Genomic DNA, 18665 nt, shown 5'->3' with positions numbered 1-18665 from the left:
AGAAGAGTATTAAGAAATATTGCTTAACGATGCATAATAAGAGGCAATAATCTCTTCATCTGAATGCGGAATTTCGTTGCCTTTTACAAGCTGAGCGCCGTTAATACAGCCGCTTGTAAGTAAAATAATGTCATTCGGCTTTCCTAAAGAAAGCGACTTTAATACTCCTTCTGTTCGAGTAGGGGCACGGTGAATATTACTTGCGCTTGGATTTGAAAAGCCTGTCATTACTTGATCTACAATTACGTTCGGATCATGATGACCTGGATGATCAACAGTTACGACAATTTCATCAGCTTTTCCTTCAATGACACGCGCCATTTTAGGCATTTTATTAAAATCTCGAATGCCAATGCCTGCAATCATGACAATTAGCTGGTTATACTCCATCTTTTTTACTTCTTCTATTAGACGCGTAAGGGCAACAGGCGTATGGGCATAGTCTAAAATCACTTTTTGGTTATTAGGACCTTCTATCACTTGAAAGCGCCCTTCTGGACTTTCCAATTGAGGAAGCACGCTAATAATATCCTCAATGTGGTATTCAAAGTGAAGAGCTGTACCAATGGCTGCTAGCACGTTAGCAATATTGTAATCGCCATATACAGGCACTGCTACTTTGTATGACTGTCCTTTATACAGCAAATCAAAGAAAGAGCCCCCTTCTTTGACAGTAATATTTTTTGCTTGCAGAGTGGCCTCCGCATTATTTAATAAGCTATACGTGACTTTAGGTCCTTTAAATAGCCTGCTTAAGTCTTTACCCATGTCCTGATCATCTATATTAATAACGGCATGTTTTGCCTGCTGAAATAATTTCATCTTGCACTTTTTATAGTGTTCAAACGTTTTATGATACTCTAAATGCTCTTCTGAAAGATTTGTGTGAATGGCTACATCAAAATAAATATTTTCTACTCGCTGCTGATCAATCGCAATTGAAGATACTTCCATCACTGCCGCTTCATCGCCTCTTGTATACAAATCATAAAAAATTTTATGCAAGTCTATCGATTCAGGTGTTGTAGGCGTACTTTTTTTATAAACTAACTTTTTCTTTGATGACCAAATGCCGGTCGTGCCAATCGATCCTGTCGGCAATTTTAAAAGAGTTAAAAGCGACCTTACGTAAGCTGCTACGGTTGTTTTACCATTTGTACCTGTAACGCCAATTGTCTCAATCTTTTCATCCGTATAATCAAAATACATTTTAGAAAAAGACGCCATTACTTTGCGAACGTCGTCAACAGCTAAAAACGTACAGTGAGAATACTGAGTGCTTAAAAGACGCAGCTCCTCAATGCTTGTCCCAAAGACTGCTACGGCTCCTCTAGCTATAGCTTCTTTAATATATTGATGTCCATCTTCATTTTCACCTTTTATACTAAAAAATACTGATCCGTCGTGAACCTGCTTTGAATGATATGTCAGATGGTTGATCGTTTGAGATGCAGGCCCAAAAATATGTTTAATTGATAAGTTCATTAATGTATCAAAGTGGATGTTCATAGCTATTCCTCACAGTGTATAAATTTTATTTTTAATATGTTCTAAAATCCCTTAAATACTCTTTGAAGGATATTTTTTCTTTATTTCCATTTATAAAGAACTTTCTACAATTCAATCTTTTTATTTTGCTTTCATGTGTAGAACGAAAATAAAGAAAAGACGGATCACTAATTTTTAGAACTAAAAGCATGTAAAATATGGATGAACTGTGTATATCATACCAGCAACAAATGCGAAGTATTGTAGTAAAATATTCCCCCTATACGTGCAAAACGAAACCATTCTTTAAAATAAAATAATTTCATAGAGTAAGTTGAATCATGATAAATACTTGAACGTGGAGTAAGAAAGATTACTGTATTAATCAGTGCCTTTCTTTGCAAAATAACAAAGAAAACATCATAATAAAACATGCGCATAACAGCGTGAATGACTCTGTTTTGAAAGGATGGACTACAGCAAATGACGCGTTCTCTTTTAGCGATTGAACCACTTCCTCTTTTATTTTATCAACAGCCTACACTTGAATTAGCTCAGTCGCTGTTAGGATGTCTTCTTGTTCACGAAACGGCAGAAGGAACTGCATCTGGTTTTATTGTAGAAACTGAGGCTTATAAAGGGCCTTTCGACCGAGCAGCTCATAGCTTTAATAACCGGCGCACAAAAAGAACGGAGGTAATGTTCGGTCCTCCTGGTCATGCCTATACGCATACAATGCATACACATTGTTTACTCAATGTTGTAAGCAGCGACATCAATTGTCCAGAAGGCGTCCTCATTCGAGCTATTGAGCCATTTAGCGGAAAAAATTTGATGAAAAATAGACGTCGAGGGATGGAAAACGAAACAAATTGGACAAACGGTCCTGGGAAACTAACAAAAGCACTAGGGGTTTCAATGGATTTGTACGGTCATGATTTAACCAGCCCTCCTCTTTATATTGCTCGTGGCTTCACTCCTTCAGAGATTTCCGCCGGACCTCGCGTTGGCATTGATAATTCTGGTGAAGCGAAGGATTACCCTTGGCGCTTTTGGGTTGCCAATCACCCGTTTGTATCGAAATTCAGGTGAACAAAAGGCGAATTGATTTATTAACAAAAATAAAAGAAGCACCTCTTTTTAGAGGTGCTTCTTTTTGCTTACGCCCACCACATTTGTGAGGGAGTTTCTTCAATTAATACACTTTGTAAGTTTGTAACCGCGCGTTTAAATCCTTCTTCAATCGACATGATTGGATCTTCATGCTCAATGCTGACTACATAATCGTATCCGTATGTGCGAAGTGCACTCATCATATCAGACCACTCTTTTATATCATGTCCGCACCCTACGGATCTAAACGTCCATGCACGCGTTTGGACTTCTCCGTATGGCTGCATATCCGTCAGGCCATACATATTAATATTATCCTGGTCCAAGTACGTATCCTTTGCATGGAAATGATGAATCGCATTTTCTTTTGCTAAAATTTTAATAGCTCCTACCGGATCAATTCCTTGCCACCATAAATGACTTGGATCAAGGTTAGCGCCAATCGCTGGACTTGTTTTTTCGCGAAGCTTTAGGAGCGTATGCGGAGTATGAACTAAAAATCCGCCGTGAAGTTCTAAACCAATTTTCACGTTATGCTCCTCCGCTAGTTCTCCAATTTCTTTCCAATAAGGAACAAGCTTATTTTCCCACTGCCAATTCAATACGTCTCCATACTCGTTAGGCCAGGGAGTAACAGGCCAGTTTGGGTACTTCGCTTCTTCGTGATCTCCTGCTGTTCCAGAGAAGCAGTTAACCACTGGAACACCTACTAGTGATGCTAGTTGGATGGTCTTGCGAAGCGTTTCGTCAGATTCTTTTGCAAAACTTGCCTCAGGTGAAATAGGATTGCCGTGGCAGCTAAATGCGCTGATTGTAAGTCCGCGGTCTTTTATCTGCTTCATATAGACTTCTCTTTTTTCTTCATCTTCAAGCAGCTCATCTAGCGGACAATGGCTATTTCCCGGATAGCCGCCCGTTCCGATTTCAACAGCATGAAGACCTGCTGTTTTTACTTTATCTAACATCTCTTCAAAAGAAAGATCCGCAAATAAGACCGTAAATACTCCAAGTTTCATTTTAATTTCCCCCTGTGCGATATATTTCGTCAATAATAGCTGAGACTTGAAGCGCTTCTTGTGGCTTTACCACTAATTCAGCATTTCCTTTACACGCTTCAACGAAATTTTTAGCCTGACTCAGGCTGTAATCATCTTCTCCATCTATCCAAGGTGACGTACTGTTCATGAGCATACCGTTTTTAGACGTGTATAGTTCAAACGGAAACACGCTTAAACCGCCATCTACCCCTGATATGCTTACGTGCTCTTCATCATCTGCGATATTAGCAGCCCAAGAAGTTTCTAAAAGAAGCGACGCTCCATTTTCAAATTTAATATAGGCCGTTACATGATCATCCACGCTGAATGTTTCATGATCAAATGCTCCCCATTGATTTAATTGGTTAGGCGTTTTACTCAGGTCATTATATGTACTTCCCAGCACTTCAGTATGCTTTGGGTTTCCCATCAGCCAAAGCGTTAAATCAAGCAAATGGCAGCCGTAATCAATTAAGCTGCCTCCTCCTTGAAGATCTTTGTTCGTAAATACCCCCCAACCGGGAACCTTTCGGCGACGCATTGCTCTGACACGTGCAACTAATGGGCGCCCTACCTCTGTCATCATTTTTTTCGCTGCCTGCGCTTCTTTCATGAATCGGTAATGATACGCAATCGCTAACTGCTTACCTGATTCTCTAGCAGCAGCAAGCATTTCTTCACCTTGCTCTTTAGACATCGCCATTGGCTTTTCACATATGACGTGAACGCCTGCTTTTAGCGCTTCTACTGCAAACTCGGCGTGAAATTTATTCGGTGTACAAATACATACAGCATCCACTTCTTTAAACATATCTTTGTAATCAACAAATACGTGAGGGATATTATGCTCATTGGCTACCTCTGTGGCTCTTTCACTATTAATATCGCTAAGCCCCCAAATCACACATTCATCACCCAGTTGTTTGAATGCTGGGATATGCCTGCTTACAGCAATCCCTCCTGCTCCGATTATGCCAATTCTCACGTTTTTCACCTCTTACACGCGCGTAATTTGTTTCGTTTGACTTGATTTTAAAGCTGCTAAAATAACAGCAAGTGATTTTAATCCTTCTTCACCAGGAACAGGAGATTCTTTATCTTCTGCAACTGCATCTACAAATTGTTCAATGACGTGAGAATTACTTTGTCCGCCTTCATCGTTCGACTGGATTTTTCCTAATTCATAGTTCACCACTTCACCCGTTGCATATTGTGCAACTAATGAATACGTCGGATCGTCCTCTAAACGAAGAATCCCTTTCTCTCCGTAAACAATCGTGGAGTTATCTTCTTTTCCATTGTAAGCCCAGCTTGCCGCAAGCGTCCCGATAATCCCGCTTTGCGTTTTTAATACGCATACAGCATTGTCGTCTACATTTGCAAAGTCTTTTGCATTGCTTTCTACAAATGCACCGACTTCTACAATTTCTTCATTCAATATGTAGCGGAGCATATCGGTTTTGTGAACGCCTAAATCCCCCATAGCCCCAATAAACGCTTCGTCTTTTTTGAAGAACCAGCTGTCTTTTCCGTCCACGCTCCAACCTTCAGGACCGCCGTGGCCAAATGCCGTACGGAAACTGTAAATTTTACCGATTTCCCCTTTTTCAATAAGTTCACGAGCTTTTTGATGAGAAGCTACAAAGCGCTGATTATGTCCGATCATTAGTTTTTTACCGTTTGTTTTTGCTGCTTCAATCATTGCTTTCGCTTCTTCTTCTGATGTTGCCATCGGCTTTTCACACAGGACATGAACTCCGCTGTTTAACGCTGCAACCGAAATAGGCGCATGAAGATAGTTGGGCGTACATACGCTCACTGCTTCCACTGTACCGCTTGCTAAAAGTTCTTCGTAGTTTGTGTAAGCTTTTACACCGTACTGCTGCGCTACGCTGTTTGCACGTTCTGTGTTTATATCGCAAACGGCTACTAATTCTACTTGTTCATTCATCTTATATTCTGGTAAGTGACGGTGTTGCGCAATGCTTCCGCACCCAATAACGCCAATTTTTACTTTTGCCATCTTTCCTATCCCCTTTGCTTAAGCATTATTAATTAGTTTTTAACAGCGATTGATTCAAGCGGTTGCGCATTGCCGTAAACAGGACGTTTTCTCTCTGCTGGCTTCGCCCATTTAATAGCATTCATAATGACACGCTGAATGTCTTTGTTATGGTATGTTGGATATGTTTCATGTCCAGGTCTGAAATAAAATACTTTTCCGTTTCCGCGTTTGTACGTGCAGCCGCTTCTGAAAATTTCTCCGCCTTCAAACCAGCTCGTGAAAATCAGTTCATCAGGTGCTGGAATATCAAAGTGCTCTCCATACATTTCTTCGCGCTCAAGCTCGATAAATTCACTAATACCTTCCACAATCGGATGGCTCGGTTCTACTACCCACAAGCGCTCTTTTTCATCTGCTTCACGCCATTTTAAGTCGCAGCTTGTGCCCATTAACGTTTTAAAAATTTTAGAAAAGTGACCTGAGTGCAAGACAATAAGCCCCATACCGTCTAGCACGCGCTGCTTTACTTTCTCAACGATGTCATCTTTCACTTCGTCATGTGCTAAATGACCCCACCATACTAAAACATCCGTTTGATTTAATACTTCTTCAGTCAACCCGTGTTCTACTTCGTCTAATGTTGCGGTGTGTGTACGAAACCCTCCTTCTTCTAAAAAAGAAGCGATGGCACCGTGAATGCCTTCAGGGTAAATTTCTCTTACAACCGGATTTTTCTGTTCATGACGATTTTCATTCCATACTGTAACATTAATCATTTTCATATCCCCTTTTTTTGTGAATGCTAACTTATATCCCCTTTTTTCATAAATGCTAAACTTTGGTTAACCGGTTAACTTACTGCGGTTCACCCGCGCTTAGCAGTCGAATCTCGAATAATAAGTTCAACCGATAATTTCACATGCTGCAGCGTGCTGAAACGGTGTTCAATTGCTTGAATAAGCGAGGTCGCAGCTACGACTCCTTTGTTAAATACATCTTGACGAATGGTTGTTAGACTGGGAGATGCATAGCTACTAAACGTTATGTCATCAAACCCTACGATTGAGTAGTCCTGCGGAATTTTTTTCCCCTTTTCTTGCAGTGCTTTCATAATTCCAAGCGCCAGCGTATCAGAGGAAGCAAAAACCGCCCGAATATCCTTATGATCTTTCAGCAGCTTGTTCCCTAAATTGTAACCGTTATCAAACGAACTTTCGTTCACTTCAAAAACAAACGTCTTTGATGGCGTAATGCCCGCTTCTTTTAATGCTTTCTCGTAGCCTATATACCTCTTTTTATCCACTGGACTATTGACGAGGTGATGAGCAACAAAGGCAATTTCTTTGTGCCCCAAATTCACTAAATGTGTTGTAGCTAGATATCCTCCATACTCATCGTCTACAGAAATATGATGATAATCACGTTCGTACCTTTCATATGTATCTACTAGCACAATCGGATTCGATAACGCTTTCATTTTCTCATACAATCGATGCGGGAAGGCTCCTAAAAACAGAAGACCATCAATATTTCTCGTTCGAATCCATTTTAGACAATCAGCTGGGCTACTCGCTCCAGATATGACTAGATCATAACCATGCTTACGGATTACATATTCAATTCCACTAATCATTTCACTGTAATAATGGTTATCTTTAAATATAGTAGAAAGTGAATCATCTGTAAGCGGGAACATAACGCCAATCATATTTGACTTTTGTTTCGAAAGACTAACGGCGGTTAAATTTGGTTCGTAGTTTAATTCTTTTACCGCTGTTAAAATTCGCTCTTTTGTTTCATCGGATACTTTGTTAATTCCGTTTAAGACGTAAGATACTGAAGCTGCAGATACCCCTGCATGCTTCGCTACATCACGAATCGTTATCTTTTCTCCCATAAAATCTCTCCAGTTAAACGGTTAACTATTTACTCGTTCATTATAATTCACTCCTTTATTATCAGTCAACGTATTTTTCAAATTATCTGTTAACTATTATAATATCTTCCTAGATTGGTATGTTTTAAGCAGTGACAAGATGTATTGACACCTGTTAATCTTTGAAACGTACATATAAAGTTCGGTGCACAGCACGCACCGATCCGTGATAAAAGGGGCGTTCAAAAGGATTTCAGGAGGTACTTACTTTATGTTTAAGAAACTAGCAATTATTGGAGCACTGGCAGTTCCTATGTTCGGCATGAGTCACGGGGCAAATGCCGCTGAAACAACTCATCGCGTAAAAGCCGGAGAGACTCTTTACAAGATTGGCACTGAATACGGCGTTACGGTTAAACAGTTAAAAGAAGCGAATCACAAATCTACGGACTCTATTAATGCAAATGAAACACTAACAATCCCTAACTCTATTAGCGAAAGTGATAAAGAATTGTTAGCTCGCCTTGTACAAGCTGAAGCAAAAGGCGAACCTTACGCTGGCAAAGTGGCTGTAGCAACAGTTGTCTTAAATCGCGTGGATAGCGATTCTTTCCCAAACTCTATTCATGATGTCATTTATCAAGGTACACAGTTTACACCTGTACAAAACGGTGAAATTAATAAAGCAGCTGATGCTGAAGCAAAAAAAGCTGTAAATGAAGCACTAGCTTTTAGAGGTCAAGGAAAAGGTTCATTATTCTTCTTTAATCCAGATAAAACAAGCGACCAATGGCTTCGTCAAAAACAGGTTACGATCACAATCGGAAATCACGTGTTTGCAAAATAAACAAAAAAAGCACTCAGATGAGTGCTTTTTTTAATATGCAACAAGTAAGCTTAATAAAACAGCTATAATAATAATAGGCAATACGTATTTAACTAGAAAGAACCATGCGTTGAATAATTTAGCGCCTTTTGTACTTCCTGAAATAAACTCTTCGTACACGGCTTCTTTTTTCATTTTAAATGTCACAAAAATCGCAATGGCTAAACTTCCCAGAGGCAGCATTAAGTTGCTCACAAAAAAGTCAGCTACGTCAAATATACTTCTGCCAAAAAGTGAGACATGTTTTAGTACACCAAACGAAAGCGCTGATGGGATACCTACCACAAACACAAGAATCCCTGATAAAGAAGCGTAGCGAGTTCGTTTTGTCTGATCGTCTTTGGTTAAAGCAGCTACGATAATTTCCAGCAGTGAGAAAGCAGACGTAAGCGTAGCAAATAGAAATAAAATTAAAAACAGTGCTAAAAAGACGGTACCAAACGGCATTTTCTCAAATACTGTTGGCAAGACCACAAACAAAAGTCCAGGTCCTTCAGTTGGCTTTAATCCAAATGAAAAAACGGCTGGGAAAATAGCCAAACCCGCCAGCAGCGAAACAAACAAGTTCAAAATAGCAATAGTCCCAGCTGAACGCGTCAAGCTTACTTTTTTCCCTAAATAAGAGCTATATGTCACCATGCAAGATAATCCCACGCAAAGCGAGAAAAACGACTGACCGAGCGCATAGAGAACAGATGACCCTGTAATGGCTGAAAAATCCGGTTTCAAAAAGAACTTTACTCCGTCCATTGCTCCGTCTAATGTTAAAGAACGCACCACGATAATGATAAAACAAATAAATAACAGCGGCATCATGTATTTATTAGCACGCTCTATTCCTTTTTGTACGCCTTTTGAAATAACAAACACTGTAATTAATAAAAACAGCGCCTGTGCACCTAATACTACATAAGGTTGGCTAATGACGGCATTGAACAACGGACCGTACTCTTTTCCGCTTAGCATACCGGTTACGCTCATAATCGTATATAAAATCACCCAGCCGCCAACGACGCTGTAAAAGGAAAGCAAAACGACACAGCTTAGTACTCCCAGCCTGCCAATCCATACCCAAGCGGATTTTGGAGCAATTGCCTTATAAGCACTAATCGCTTCTTTCCCCGTATGTCTTCCAATGATAAATTCTGCCAACAGAAGCGGCAATCCAATAAAAATCGTAAATAAAATAAACAACGCAAAAAACGCTCCACCGCCACTGGTTCCCGTTACGTATGGAAACTTCCATATCGCTCCTAGACCAATTGCTGCCCCAGCAGATGCTAAAATAAAACCGAGGCGTGAAGACCACTGATTTCCTTTACTCATATAATGTTACTCTCTCCTCTTCTAAACTCAAAACTCACCTGATTAGTACTGTACCATAAATGCAGAAGAAAATCATTCCCGTTTTACTTTTTTCTATAAAACGATATCTATATAGAATAGAAAAAATGAAGAAGCAGCTGCTTCTTCATTTTAAGGTTGGTGTTTCTATTCAAAATTTATTCTCTGTACGAGGATTCATCTCCACGGTAGGCTTCTTGATTTGAAATTTCTTCAATATGCATATGCCCTTCTCTCTCTAAACGAAGGACCGTACGCTCTGCATCTTCATAACTCTCGCACGTCACTTGTTTATATTCCATATCATCTTTATCCGTGTAAGCGACTAAATATGTTTCCATTTTAACTCCTCCTAATATAACCTGTATGTAACGTATGTTGCCTTTTTCGTTTATTTCTAAACATATAGGCTCCAAACATAAAGCCTAGCATACTATAATAGCGGAACTTCAATTTAAAAAAGTTGAATTTTTCATTATGCACCGATGCAACATGGAGGTTACACTTATGACATTTATTTTATCATTCGTACCAATTGTTGTTCCTTTTGGTATTTTAATTAGCTTAATTGCTTTTACAGCTGCTTTTTTACAATCAAAAGAGCATCATAAAAAGCTCTAGCTTACAAAAGCTAGAGCTTCTTTTTAAAAACGTCTATAGCGTTTAATCAATCCCACAATAATGGCAATTGCTAATAAAACAACTGAAATGATGACAGTAATGACAATTGGCTGATTTCCACTTTGCTTCACTGCAATGGCAATATAAGCCCAAATAAAAACAAGCGGATAAACAGCGTCTCGGTTTTTTAATGTAAACATGATGCCCAGCACAGCTCCTACCAGCAGCATAATAATCGTCCATGCTAACTCGTTTAAGCCAAGCAAGTGCTGTATTCCATTTGCTTGAAATACGACAAACACATTGACAATAGTCGCAACAGAAATCCATCCAAGATAAAGCGAAATCGGCAGACGCATAAACCATGTCGTCATTCGAGAATGCTGAATAATGGAATACACAATCATTAATGTGCCTAGAATAAAGAGCATAACTAAAAGAGATAACTTATAGTAATCGTTTTGGAAAATAAAGATCCACGCACTATTTAACAAACAGTTTAGAAAAAACCAAATGCCGATACGTGCATATATTTCCTTTTGATCTTCTCTTGCAAAAAATTGGCGTATAACCCAAATGGTTAATAATAAATAAATAACGCCCCAGATAGCAAAAGCATAACCCGCTGGTGTAAACAACGTAGGAACTTGCGCAGAAGCTTCTCCCGTTGTTTTGCCTCCTATTGGAATGGCATTTGCTAAATAATTCACAAGCAGTGTAATAGCCAAGCCTACTGTATTTAATACAGCATACAAACGAAATTTCGCCATTTTGTTCTCTCCTTTCTTCTATTTATATGGGAGTGTTTCGGAGACGAAAACGGCTCTTCCCTTCATTAATACCTCTTCTTCCCTAAAAATATGCATTTTTAAACAAAAATGATTAAAAATAGCTTTAAGAAATTTCCTCTTTAAGAAAGAAAAGCGGTTAGCACACAATTTCCCATAACGCTTTCTATTTTTCAGAATATATGGTAAGTTAAACTTAGATTAATAGGAAGTCCACTAGGGGTGCCACCGGCTGAGACAAGTTTTCTTGATCCCTTTGAACCTGATCTGGCTCATACCAGCGTAGGAAAGTGGCAATGTTCAGTTTTTACTGTCCTTTGCCACTCCGTTTATAAACGGAGTGTTTTTTATTTCCTTTATGTGCTTGTTTGTGACTTCCTCATATTAAAGGAGGATTTTGATGTCATTTTCATCTCAATTAAGACAAGAAGCAAACTATATTTACGAAGCCATTTTTAACCATCCTTTTATTAAAGGAATTGCTGAAGGAAACGTGCCAAAAGAAGCGCTTATTCACTACGTTTCTCAAGATTACGAATACTTAACAGCATTTGTTCGCATTTACGGCGCTGCTTTAACAAAATGCCGCACGCGTACCGAAATGGAAGCCTTTAATGCCGGCATTTCTACGGTATTACATAGTGAAGTACACCCTCACAATAATTTTTGTGAAGTAGCAGGCGTACGTTATGAAGACCTTCACACTGAGACGCTTTCACCGACGGCCAGCCACTACATTAACCATATGACAAGTGTTGCGCATACAGGCAGCTTAGCAGAAATCATTGCAGTGCTTCTTCCATGTCCATGGACGTACGTTGAAATTGGCCAGCGCATTACAGAACAAGTAAATCCATCTCCTTCTCATCCTTTTTATGAATGGATTCAGTTTTATAATAATGAAGAAATGAATGGCACAACACAATGGTTTTGTAACAAGCTTGATGAACTCGCCGAACAAGCTACTGAAGAAGAACGTAACCGTATGAAAGATCACTTCATCAAAAGCTGTGAACTGGAGTATTTATTTTGGGAAATGGCATATACCCAAGAAAAATGGCCGCTTTCTCAGCTTTCACTTTCAAAATAACGAAAAAGCCTCCTATCAGGAGGCTCTTTTATTTCAATAGTTTTTTGATCATTTTCAAGCTTTGTTTTTCCGAAGGATAGCGGAATGACAAATCAAACTTGGTTGTTTGAGACAGCATGCTTTTAAAATGAGTGAATGTCTGAAAGCTGTCTTTTCCATGATATTGACCCGTGCCGCTTTCTCCCACTCCGCCAAACGGCAAATATGGCGTAGCGATATGCATAAGCGTATCGTTTATACAGCCTCCTCCAAATGAAAGGCGCTCCGTTATCACGTTTTGCACATTTTCACTTTCTGTAAATAAGTAAAGAGCTAACGGCTTAGCTTTTTCTTGAACTTTATGAATGACTTCGTCTAGTGTTTCATATTCAATCATAGGAAGAATAGGCCCAAAGATTTCTTCTTGCATAACATCTGATGTCCAGCTTACTTCACTTAACACCGTAGGTTCTATTGTTAGCGTGTTTTTATTGTACCCGCCTCCAACTATAGCATTTCCGTCTTTTAAAAACTCAACTAGCCGAGTAAAATGACGCTCACTGACAATACGGCCGTAGCGGTCGCTTTCAAGTGGATTACTACCGTAAAATTGAGAAATTGCTTCGCGAAGTTTCTCTACAAGCTGCGCTTTCACTTTTTGATGCACGAGCAAATAATCAGGAGCAACGCACGTTTGGCCTGCATTCATCCCTTTACCAAACATAATTCGCTTCGCTGCAAGATCTAGGTTTGCGTCTTCATGTACAATGCACGGACTTTTTCCGCCTAGCTCAAGCGTGACTGGAATAAGCTGCTTCCCTGCTTCTTGCATAATAATTTTCCCTACATTTACACTTCCCGTAAAGAAAATATAATCAAGTGGCTGTTTTAAAAGCAGGCTCGTCGTGTCTACAGCGCCTTCAATCACCGTCACAAATGCTGGGTCAAAAGCTTCAGCCAGTAATTCTTGTATAACGCGAGATACGCTAGGCGTTAATTCAGAAGGTTTTATAATCGCCGTGTTTCCAGCGGCAATCGCTCCTACTAAAGGAGACAATGCTAATTGAAACGGATAGTTCCACGGAGCAATAATTAACGCGACTCCATACGGTTCAGGAACAATTTTCCCTTTAGAGCCCACATGTGTTAAAGCGGTTTTTACTTTTTTAGGCTTCATCCATTTTGCTAAATGCTTAAGCGTAAACCGAATCTCCTCTAGTAAAATCCCAATTTCCGACGTGTACGCCTCTACTTCAGATTTATTTAAATCTTGTTTTAAAGCATCCATAATTCTCTGCTCGTTTTGTTTGACTGCGTCTCTTAGCTTATTCAGCGCTTGAATACGGCTGCTGATACTCTTGGTCTTTTGCGCATAGAAATACTGCTTTTGTGTAGAAACAATATGTTCAATGACCGTTTCATCTGTTATATAAAATCGCTCGTGGTTCATCTCTTTCATCTCCCTATAAACATTCGCTTTCAACTGTAGCAAGCAAGTTTTTTAATAGCTCAACTGCCTCATTTAAAGCTAATGAATAATATCTCTGCGTTCCTTTTTGCTCAATTTGCACAAGCTTTTGATCGCGTAGAATTTTTAAATGATGAGAAATTGCCGGTCGTGATAGCGTAGACTCATTTGCAATTTCATTTACGGTTAAAGGCTCTTTTTCCGCGAGCAGCAAAATAATATCTTGTCTTGCTGAATCACTTAGCGCCTGAAAAATAGGAATGCTGGCACGAAATAACTCGACTGCTTTTTGACTCATATAGATTCTCCTTTATTTAATTTCTTGTGTTCTGCGGACAACGGATGTAAGCCACTTTCTTGGCACGAAGCGCGGGATGAACGTAGCGAGACGAAACTGTACTCCTGGTACGATAACCGTCTGCCCTTTCATAAATTTTTTATAGCCAACTTTCGTTACTGTTTCTACATCCGTTGCACCGCTTTGAAAAAGCTTGGAGTTGCTTAGCTGGGCTCGGTCGCTAAAACCCGTTTTAGTTGGACCCGGGCATAGAGCACTTACCGTTACATTGGTACCTTTTAATTCATTTTCAAGGGCCTCTGTGAAAGATAATACGTACGCTTTCGTTGCGTAATATACCGTCATAAGTGGACCTGGCATAAATGCAGCAACAGATGCAATGTTTAAAATTTTCCCGCGATTTCTTTTGACCATATCCGGTAAAAATAATTTTGTTAAATGAGTTAATGCTCGAATATTTAAATCAATCATGTTTAACTCTTCATCTAAAGCTGTTTCAATAAATTTGCCGTATAGTCCAAAACCAGCATTGTTCACTAAATAGTCAACGTGCATTTTTTTATTTTTAAGTTCTTCATATAATGACTGTATCTCTTCTTCTCTTGATAAATCCTTAACAACCGTTATGACTTCAATATTATAAGTAGATTTTAAATTCTCTCCAATAGCGGCTAGTTTATCAGCGCTTCTGGCAACTAAAATTACAGGATGCCCATCCTTTGCGAATTGATAAGCTAATTCTTTACCTATTCCTCCCGACGCACCGGTGATGAGCGCATAATGCTGTGACATAGTGTTCACTCCTTATGTTTATATGTTCAAGAACTTAAACATTTAAACTTATCTTATAGGATTCATTTTTTCCCGTCAACTGTTTTCTATACTCTTCTTTTCTTTTGTGTTTTCCATTTTTTCCATTTACGCATTTCTGTACATTTTTTTACAAAATATGCGTTTTCTTTACATAGAAGGCTAATGTCGTCTAGTTTTGACAACCTTTGTCACCTAGCAGGAAAACAAGTGAAGATATGGTGAATACAACATACAACAAATAATCCATTACATAGTTGGATGAAAATAGATAAGGGAGGAAATGAAAAATGATGGAGTCATATACAATTAAAAAAGTAAGTGATCAATTAGAGGTAGAAAAGAAAACGCTAAAACAATGGGAAAAATTATTGGGCAGCTATTTAACAATTGAACGAGTAGATGGAGCCCGTGTCTATACAGAGGAACAAATTGAATTATTTAATGATATTAAACAGCTGTTTGATGAACAATGTACGTTAGATGAAGTCAAAGAATACGTTCAGCTGCTGATAAAAGAACAAGAAGCACAGGAGCATTTAGTGATGGAATCAGAGGCAGCGGTTTCAAAAGAAGAAGAACCGGCACAGTTGAAAACTGCTAAAAAAGAAAACGTCATTGATTTTCAAGAACATTCCAATAAACAAATGAAGCAAGAAAAGAAAAAAGCTGCTGAAAAACAGGAAAGCATTTCAGAAAATAAGCAGGAGAAGACCCCTCCTATACCTGAAGCACGATTAGCTACTGAAGAAGAAAAGCAGGCTATTTCTGCTTCTATTGAAGAGCCAAAACCAAACGACCTTGTTGTGAATGAAAAAGAACTGCTTCAAGGGGAATTAGTAGAAGCTGTTCGCCGCTATGAAGATGTGTTTGAGGTACTTGATACATTTAAAGCTGATTTGTTAAAAGAAATGCGAGAAGGTATGCGAAATGAAGTTCGCGAAGAAATTGTCGGAGAAGTAAAAAGAGAGCTTGAAAAAAGTGCTACCCAAACTGTAGAAATGGTGGAATCGGTCGGGGCATACATCTCTGAGTCTTCAGAACGCAGTGCAAGAGATGTAGAAAATATGTCTAAAAAAATTATCCGTTCTAACGAAAAATCGTTTGATGAAGTCACTTCTTTGATTGAAGATTATTCAACAATTGCTGAAGAGAAAACCGAGGATATGCGCCTGTTCATGAAAGATGTCATGGAGAATGCGGATGAATCCTCTAAAGAAATGCAGTATTTATTAGACCGATTCTCCAGTAATTCCACCGTTGCGATGAATCAAGTAAAATTTATGGTTGAAAAATTAAACAATTCTTCAACTAATACGACAGAAGAGCTTCGTGATTTAATTGATTCAATGAATGAGGAACGAGTCTATTATTTAAAAGAAATGGAGAAAGAACGTAAGCTTCATCGTCAGAGCGTAGCTGAACGCGAAGAGATGTTTAGTGATTTTGTCCAAACCTTTAGACAAACCGCCGCTGCTGATATGAAGCGAAAACGGAAGTGGTGGAAGCTGTTCCTCTCCTGAAAACACCGGCCCTATGGTAATAGGGCCGGTGTTTTTTAATGGTATGAACAATAGTAGTTTGTATGTAAAAAATGTTAAGGTAACGTATGGCGATGAGACGTTATACTTTGAAACACATGATAGCCGCTTACCGATACGCCTATAGTTCCCGCTCCCGGAAACACTGTATCTCCGCATAACCATAGTCCTTGTAAGCCAGATCGATGCGAAATGCTCTTGAACAAGGCATGATCTAACGTTTGCGGAAAGCCTCCCACTCCCCCGTTTGGGCGAGAAGTGAACCTTTCCCATGCTTTAGGAGCTCCCGAAATTTGATGCTCTGCTTTTCCAATGCCAGGAATAATGGTTTTAATGCCTGCTACCATTTTTTTCTCAAGAACTTGTTTTTGAAGGTCATAGGCTTCTTTGTTGCTCCACTTGCTAAGATCAATGTGAGTAGACACTGTAATTGTACGCTTGCCTTCAGGGGCTCGAAAACGATCATCAGGATGAGAGACTGAGATAAATAAATGATTTCCTTCTGTCATTTCCCCTTGTTCGGATTGAAGTACTTGCTGAAACAACTCTACATTTTGCGGCAGATCTCTTTCATCAATCGCAAAATACATCGAAAACGTTCCCCACTGCGGAAGCTCGCTTTTTTCTTTTGCCCGCTTATGAATATGTTGGTAATCTTCATCATGCAGTAAAGACTTTAAGCTTTGAACCGGCGCGTTGCATACAACGTCTGATGCACGGTAACGGTTACCTCTATGATCATGCACGATCCACCCGTCATTATCACGCTCTATCTTTACTACTTTCCTTCCTAGAGTCGTTTTTCCTCCGCTGGCTTTAATCGATTTTTGCAGCGCTTCTGCGACTTTGTATAAGCCGCCATTCACATAAAAAGCTCCTTCGTGATAAATATCTAACGCCAAACACCCAATAAGCATTGAACAGTTCTCGCTCGTTGTCTGCATGCTGTCTATTAATTGACCATCAACAAAATGAAGAAAGTCCGCTTCGTCTAGCAAGCTGTGTTTTTTTAGTAAATAACTAAACGATTGATGAAAATAAGGCAACAGCTTCACAGAACCAACATTCAACGAACTTACTAGCCTGCTCCACTCACCGACTGTCAGAGGAGGAAGAACCGGCAGAGGCTGCATGAGCTTGCTAATTTCTTTTGCAATTCTAAAAACATTTTCATAAAAGCTCCTAATATTTTTTGCTTTATGAGGAAATTGTTTTTGAAGATAGGAAATATGCTGATGCCGGTCTTGATAATAAATCAGTGTACGATGAGGAAGATGGACTTTCATGATTTTTTCAAGAGAAACCTTTTCAACTTCTAGGCTAAGGTACGTGCCGATTCGCTCATGTATCCCTCCGTGCTCAAATCCCATTCCAAGCGTCGCCCCAACAGGAAACGTATACAAATGGCGCTGAAATTTCCCTGCACAGCCTCCCCATTCTCGAGAAGCTTCTAAAACCGTCACTTCATAATCATGTTTAGCTAAAAGCGCTCCCGCTGTTAACCCACCTATTCCTCCGCCTATTACAACAACTTGCTTATGCATGTTTTCACCTTCTTTCGTTCTTTCTTTTATTGTGCAAAAAAAAGAAGCTTACCGCAATTTAGAAGCGGCTCGTTACTGAAATAAAAAAGCCGTGAATGATCTCACAGCTTTTTGGCTTATTTTGTAATCACTCCACAAACAATCCGATCTCCTGAGTTTCCTGAAGGATCCGTTGTGTAATCGTCGACTTTATCATGTATCACTAATGCCGATCCATCCATATCCAAAAGAGAATTCGGCTTTCCTTCTTGCAGCGTGACAAGAGAAGCAAAAATTTCTGTATCTACTTTGCCATTTGGAGCAACTTCTAGATTGGGCAAATCACCTGCATGCGGGCCTTTTGTATTTTTAAAGCCGTGTTCACGTTTAAAAGGATTAAAATGGGCACCCGCTGTTTTAAAATCCGGCACCTCACATTTTCCTATTTCATGAATATGAAATCCATGTCTTCCCGGTGAAAGACCTTGAGCAGTTAATTTAATGTGCACGCCGTTCTTTGCTTCTGACAGGGTAGCCTCTCCTACTTTTTTGCCCGATGTATTTGTTAAATCCACTTTAACAGGTTCTACCGATACTTCGCTTGTTTCTTTCGCTTCCTCTGTTTTCAGGTGGTTTTCATGAGCGTTATTTTGCTCTTTTACCATGCTGCATGCTCCTAACAATAACAGAACAAAGACTACGCATCCGTTCATTATCAACTTTTGCATCCGTGATTCCTCCTTTTTCTTATTTATCACCATCCTTTCACTATTTTCCTTTTTTTAGACATCAAAAATA

The 18665-nt window shown here is 39.3% G+C and carries 18 protein-coding genes and 1 riboswitch; of the genes, 4 read left to right on the top strand and 14 right to left on the bottom strand.

What is annotated here, in order from left to right:
• Window positions 1-9 precede the first annotated feature (9 nt).
• The gene (locus ACFX4G_RS06115; protein ID WP_165575223.1) at window positions 10-1509 is read right to left on the bottom strand and encodes a UDP-N-acetylmuramoyl-L-alanyl-D-glutamate--2,6-diaminopimelate ligase; all 1500 of its coding nucleotides are present in this window, start codon (window positions 1507-1509) and stop codon (window positions 10-12) included.
• A 462-nt stretch (window positions 1510-1971) separates the two neighbouring features.
• Here ACFX4G_RS06115 and ACFX4G_RS06110 point away from each other — a divergent pair, with 462 nt between their 5' ends.
• A complete protein-coding gene (locus tag ACFX4G_RS06110; RefSeq protein WP_043982178.1) occupies window positions 1972-2580 on the top strand; it encodes a DNA-3-methyladenine glycosylase in 609 nt (202 codons plus the stop codon).
• A gap of 68 nt (window positions 2581-2648) precedes the next feature.
• Here ACFX4G_RS06110 and ACFX4G_RS06105 read toward each other — a convergent pair whose 3' ends face one another.
• The 5 genes from ACFX4G_RS06105 to ACFX4G_RS06085 form a co-directional block, all read right to left on the bottom strand.
• Complete coding sequence (locus ACFX4G_RS06105; protein ID WP_377573378.1) at window positions 2649-3617, bottom strand: sugar phosphate isomerase/epimerase family protein; 969 nt, start codon at window positions 3615-3617, stop codon at window positions 2649-2651.
• A gap of 1 nt (window position 3618) precedes the next feature.
• The gene (locus ACFX4G_RS06100; protein WP_043982176.1) at window positions 3619-4623 is read right to left on the bottom strand and encodes a Gfo/Idh/MocA family protein; all 1005 of its coding nucleotides are present in this window, start codon (window positions 4621-4623) and stop codon (window positions 3619-3621) included.
• A gap of 12 nt (window positions 4624-4635) precedes the next feature.
• Entirely contained in the window at window positions 4636-5661 is a 1026-nt protein-coding gene (locus ACFX4G_RS06095; protein ID WP_043982175.1) for a Gfo/Idh/MocA family protein, read from the bottom strand.
• A gap of 32 nt (window positions 5662-5693) precedes the next feature.
• Window positions 5694-6419: a ThuA domain-containing protein gene (locus ACFX4G_RS06090; RefSeq protein WP_230183928.1), complete on the bottom strand. Its 726-nt coding sequence runs from the start codon at window positions 6417-6419 to the stop codon at window positions 5694-5696.
• Between the two features lie 89 nt (window positions 6420-6508).
• The gene (locus ACFX4G_RS06085) at window positions 6509-7540 is read right to left on the bottom strand and encodes a LacI family DNA-binding transcriptional regulator (protein WP_377573374.1); all 1032 of its coding nucleotides are present in this window, start codon (window positions 7538-7540) and stop codon (window positions 6509-6511) included.
• A 250-nt stretch (window positions 7541-7790) separates the two neighbouring features.
• On the opposite strand from ACFX4G_RS06085, the gene ACFX4G_RS06080 reads away from it, so the two are divergent.
• Window positions 7791-8366 (top strand): cell wall hydrolase, encoded by a 576-nt coding sequence (locus ACFX4G_RS06080; RefSeq protein WP_043982174.1) that lies wholly within the window; start codon window positions 7791-7793, stop codon window positions 8364-8366.
• Between the two features lie 30 nt (window positions 8367-8396).
• On the opposite strand, the gene ACFX4G_RS06075 is transcribed toward ACFX4G_RS06080, so the two are convergent.
• The 3 genes from ACFX4G_RS06075 to ACFX4G_RS06065 form a co-directional block, all read right to left on the bottom strand.
• Entirely contained in the window at window positions 8397-9731 is a 1335-nt protein-coding gene (locus ACFX4G_RS06075; RefSeq protein WP_071274965.1) for a sodium-dependent transporter, read from the bottom strand.
• A gap of 176 nt (window positions 9732-9907) precedes the next feature.
• A complete protein-coding gene (locus tag ACFX4G_RS06070; RefSeq protein ID WP_013056847.1) occupies window positions 9908-10090 on the bottom strand; it encodes a hypothetical protein in 183 nt (60 codons plus the stop codon).
• A 303-nt stretch (window positions 10091-10393) separates the two neighbouring features.
• Window positions 10394-11140, bottom strand: coding sequence for a TspO/MBR family protein (locus ACFX4G_RS06065; RefSeq protein ID WP_043982170.1), 747 nt, complete (start codon window positions 11138-11140; stop codon window positions 10394-10396).
• 226 nt (window positions 11141-11366) lie between these two features.
• A riboswitch (TPP riboswitch) is annotated at window positions 11367-11464 on the top strand.
• Between the two features lie 94 nt (window positions 11465-11558).
• Between ACFX4G_RS06065 and tenA the strand changes: the two genes are divergently transcribed.
• Window positions 11559-12248: a thiaminase II gene (gene tenA / locus ACFX4G_RS06060; RefSeq protein ID WP_013056845.1), complete on the top strand. Its 690-nt coding sequence runs from the start codon at window positions 11559-11561 to the stop codon at window positions 12246-12248.
• A gap of 28 nt (window positions 12249-12276) precedes the next feature.
• Here tenA and ACFX4G_RS06055 read toward each other — a convergent pair whose 3' ends face one another.
• Genes ACFX4G_RS06055 through ACFX4G_RS06045 form a run of 3 tightly spaced genes read right to left on the bottom strand, consistent with a single transcriptional unit; the run spans window position 12277 to window position 14785 of the window.
• On the bottom strand, window positions 12277-13677 hold the full coding sequence (locus tag ACFX4G_RS06055; protein ID WP_377573369.1) for an aldehyde dehydrogenase: 1401 nt from the start codon (window positions 13675-13677) through the stop codon (window positions 12277-12279).
• Window positions 13678-13690: 13 nt separating this feature from the next.
• The gene (locus ACFX4G_RS06050; RefSeq protein WP_025752152.1) at window positions 13691-13993 is read right to left on the bottom strand and encodes an ArsR/SmtB family transcription factor; all 303 of its coding nucleotides are present in this window, start codon (window positions 13991-13993) and stop codon (window positions 13691-13693) included.
• A 12-nt stretch (window positions 13994-14005) separates the two neighbouring features.
• Window positions 14006-14785, bottom strand: coding sequence for an SDR family NAD(P)-dependent oxidoreductase (locus ACFX4G_RS06045; RefSeq protein ID WP_162214142.1), 780 nt, complete (start codon window positions 14783-14785; stop codon window positions 14006-14008).
• A 308-nt stretch (window positions 14786-15093) separates the two neighbouring features.
• Between ACFX4G_RS06045 and ACFX4G_RS06040 the strand changes: the two genes are divergently transcribed.
• Entirely contained in the window at window positions 15094-16326 is a 1233-nt protein-coding gene (locus ACFX4G_RS06040; protein WP_162214141.1) for a helix-turn-helix domain-containing protein, read from the top strand.
• 74 nt (window positions 16327-16400) lie between these two features.
• On the opposite strand, the gene ACFX4G_RS06035 is transcribed toward ACFX4G_RS06040, so the two are convergent.
• Together ACFX4G_RS06035 and ACFX4G_RS06030 are read right to left on the bottom strand one after the other, a co-directional pair.
• On the bottom strand, window positions 16401-17888 hold the full coding sequence (locus tag ACFX4G_RS06035; RefSeq protein WP_377573366.1) for a phytoene desaturase family protein: 1488 nt from the start codon (window positions 17886-17888) through the stop codon (window positions 16401-16403).
• 116 nt (window positions 17889-18004) lie between these two features.
• Window positions 18005-18595 carry a superoxide dismutase family protein gene (locus ACFX4G_RS06030; RefSeq protein WP_025752148.1) on the bottom strand — a complete coding sequence of 197 codons (591 nt, stop codon included), beginning with the start codon at window positions 18593-18595 and terminating at the stop codon, window positions 18005-18007.
• Window positions 18596-18665 lie beyond the last annotated feature (70 nt).

The organism is Priestia sp. YIM B13486, from assembly GCF_042787865.1.
In the GTDB taxonomy this organism is placed as follows: Bacteria; Bacillota; Bacilli; order Bacillales; family Bacillaceae_H; genus Priestia; species Priestia megaterium.
This window is presented reverse-complemented; position numbering and strand designations above follow the sequence as displayed.

Bases quoted from the DNA above. Each gene is read 5' to 3' on its own strand.
- ACFX4G_RS06115 (WP_165575223.1), bottom strand. From the start codon at position 1,509: ATGAACATCCACTTTGATACATTAATGAACTTATCAATTAAACATATT.
- ACFX4G_RS06110 (WP_043982178.1), top strand. From the start codon at position 1,972: ATGACGCGTTCTCTTTTAGCGATTGAACCACTTCCTCTTTTATTTTAT.
- ACFX4G_RS06105 (WP_377573378.1), bottom strand. From the start codon at position 3,617: ATGAAACTTGGAGTATTTACGGTCTTATTTGCGGATCTTTCTTTTGAA.
- ACFX4G_RS06095 (WP_043982175.1), bottom strand. From the start codon at position 5,661: ATGGCAAAAGTAAAAATTGGCGTTATTGGGTGCGGAAGCATTGCGCAA.
- ACFX4G_RS06090 (WP_230183928.1), bottom strand. From the start codon at position 6,419: ATGATTAATGTTACAGTATGGAATGAAAATCGTCATGAACAGAAAAAT.
- ACFX4G_RS06085 (WP_377573374.1), bottom strand. From the start codon at position 7,540: ATGGGAGAAAAGATAACGATTCGTGATGTAGCGAAGCATGCAGGGGTA.
- ACFX4G_RS06080 (WP_043982174.1), top strand. From the start codon at position 7,791: ATGTTTAAGAAACTAGCAATTATTGGAGCACTGGCAGTTCCTATGTTC.
- ACFX4G_RS06075 (WP_071274965.1), bottom strand. From the start codon at position 9,731: ATGAGTAAAGGAAATCAGTGGTCTTCACGCCTCGGTTTTATTTTAGCA.
- ACFX4G_RS06070 (WP_013056847.1), bottom strand. From the start codon at position 10,090: ATGGAAACATATTTAGTCGCTTACACGGATAAAGATGATATGGAATAT.
- ACFX4G_RS06065 (WP_043982170.1), bottom strand. From the start codon at position 11,140: ATGGCGAAATTTCGTTTGTATGCTGTATTAAATACAGTAGGCTTGGCT.
- tenA (WP_013056845.1), top strand. From the start codon at position 11,559: ATGTCATTTTCATCTCAATTAAGACAAGAAGCAAACTATATTTACGAA.
- ACFX4G_RS06055 (WP_377573369.1), bottom strand. From the start codon at position 13,677: ATGAACCACGAGCGATTTTATATAACAGATGAAACGGTCATTGAACAT.
- ACFX4G_RS06050 (WP_025752152.1), bottom strand. From the start codon at position 13,993: ATGAGTCAAAAAGCAGTCGAGTTATTTCGTGCCAGCATTCCTATTTTT.
- ACFX4G_RS06045 (WP_162214142.1), bottom strand. From the start codon at position 14,785: ATGTCACAGCATTATGCGCTCATCACCGGTGCGTCGGGAGGAATAGGT.
- ACFX4G_RS06040 (WP_162214141.1), top strand. From the start codon at position 15,094: ATGATGGAGTCATATACAATTAAAAAAGTAAGTGATCAATTAGAGGTA.
- ACFX4G_RS06035 (WP_377573366.1), bottom strand. From the start codon at position 17,888: ATGCATAAGCAAGTTGTTGTAATAGGCGGAGGAATAGGTGGGTTAACA.
- ACFX4G_RS06030 (WP_025752148.1), bottom strand. From the start codon at position 18,595: ATGCAAAAGTTGATAATGAACGGATGCGTAGTCTTTGTTCTGTTATTG.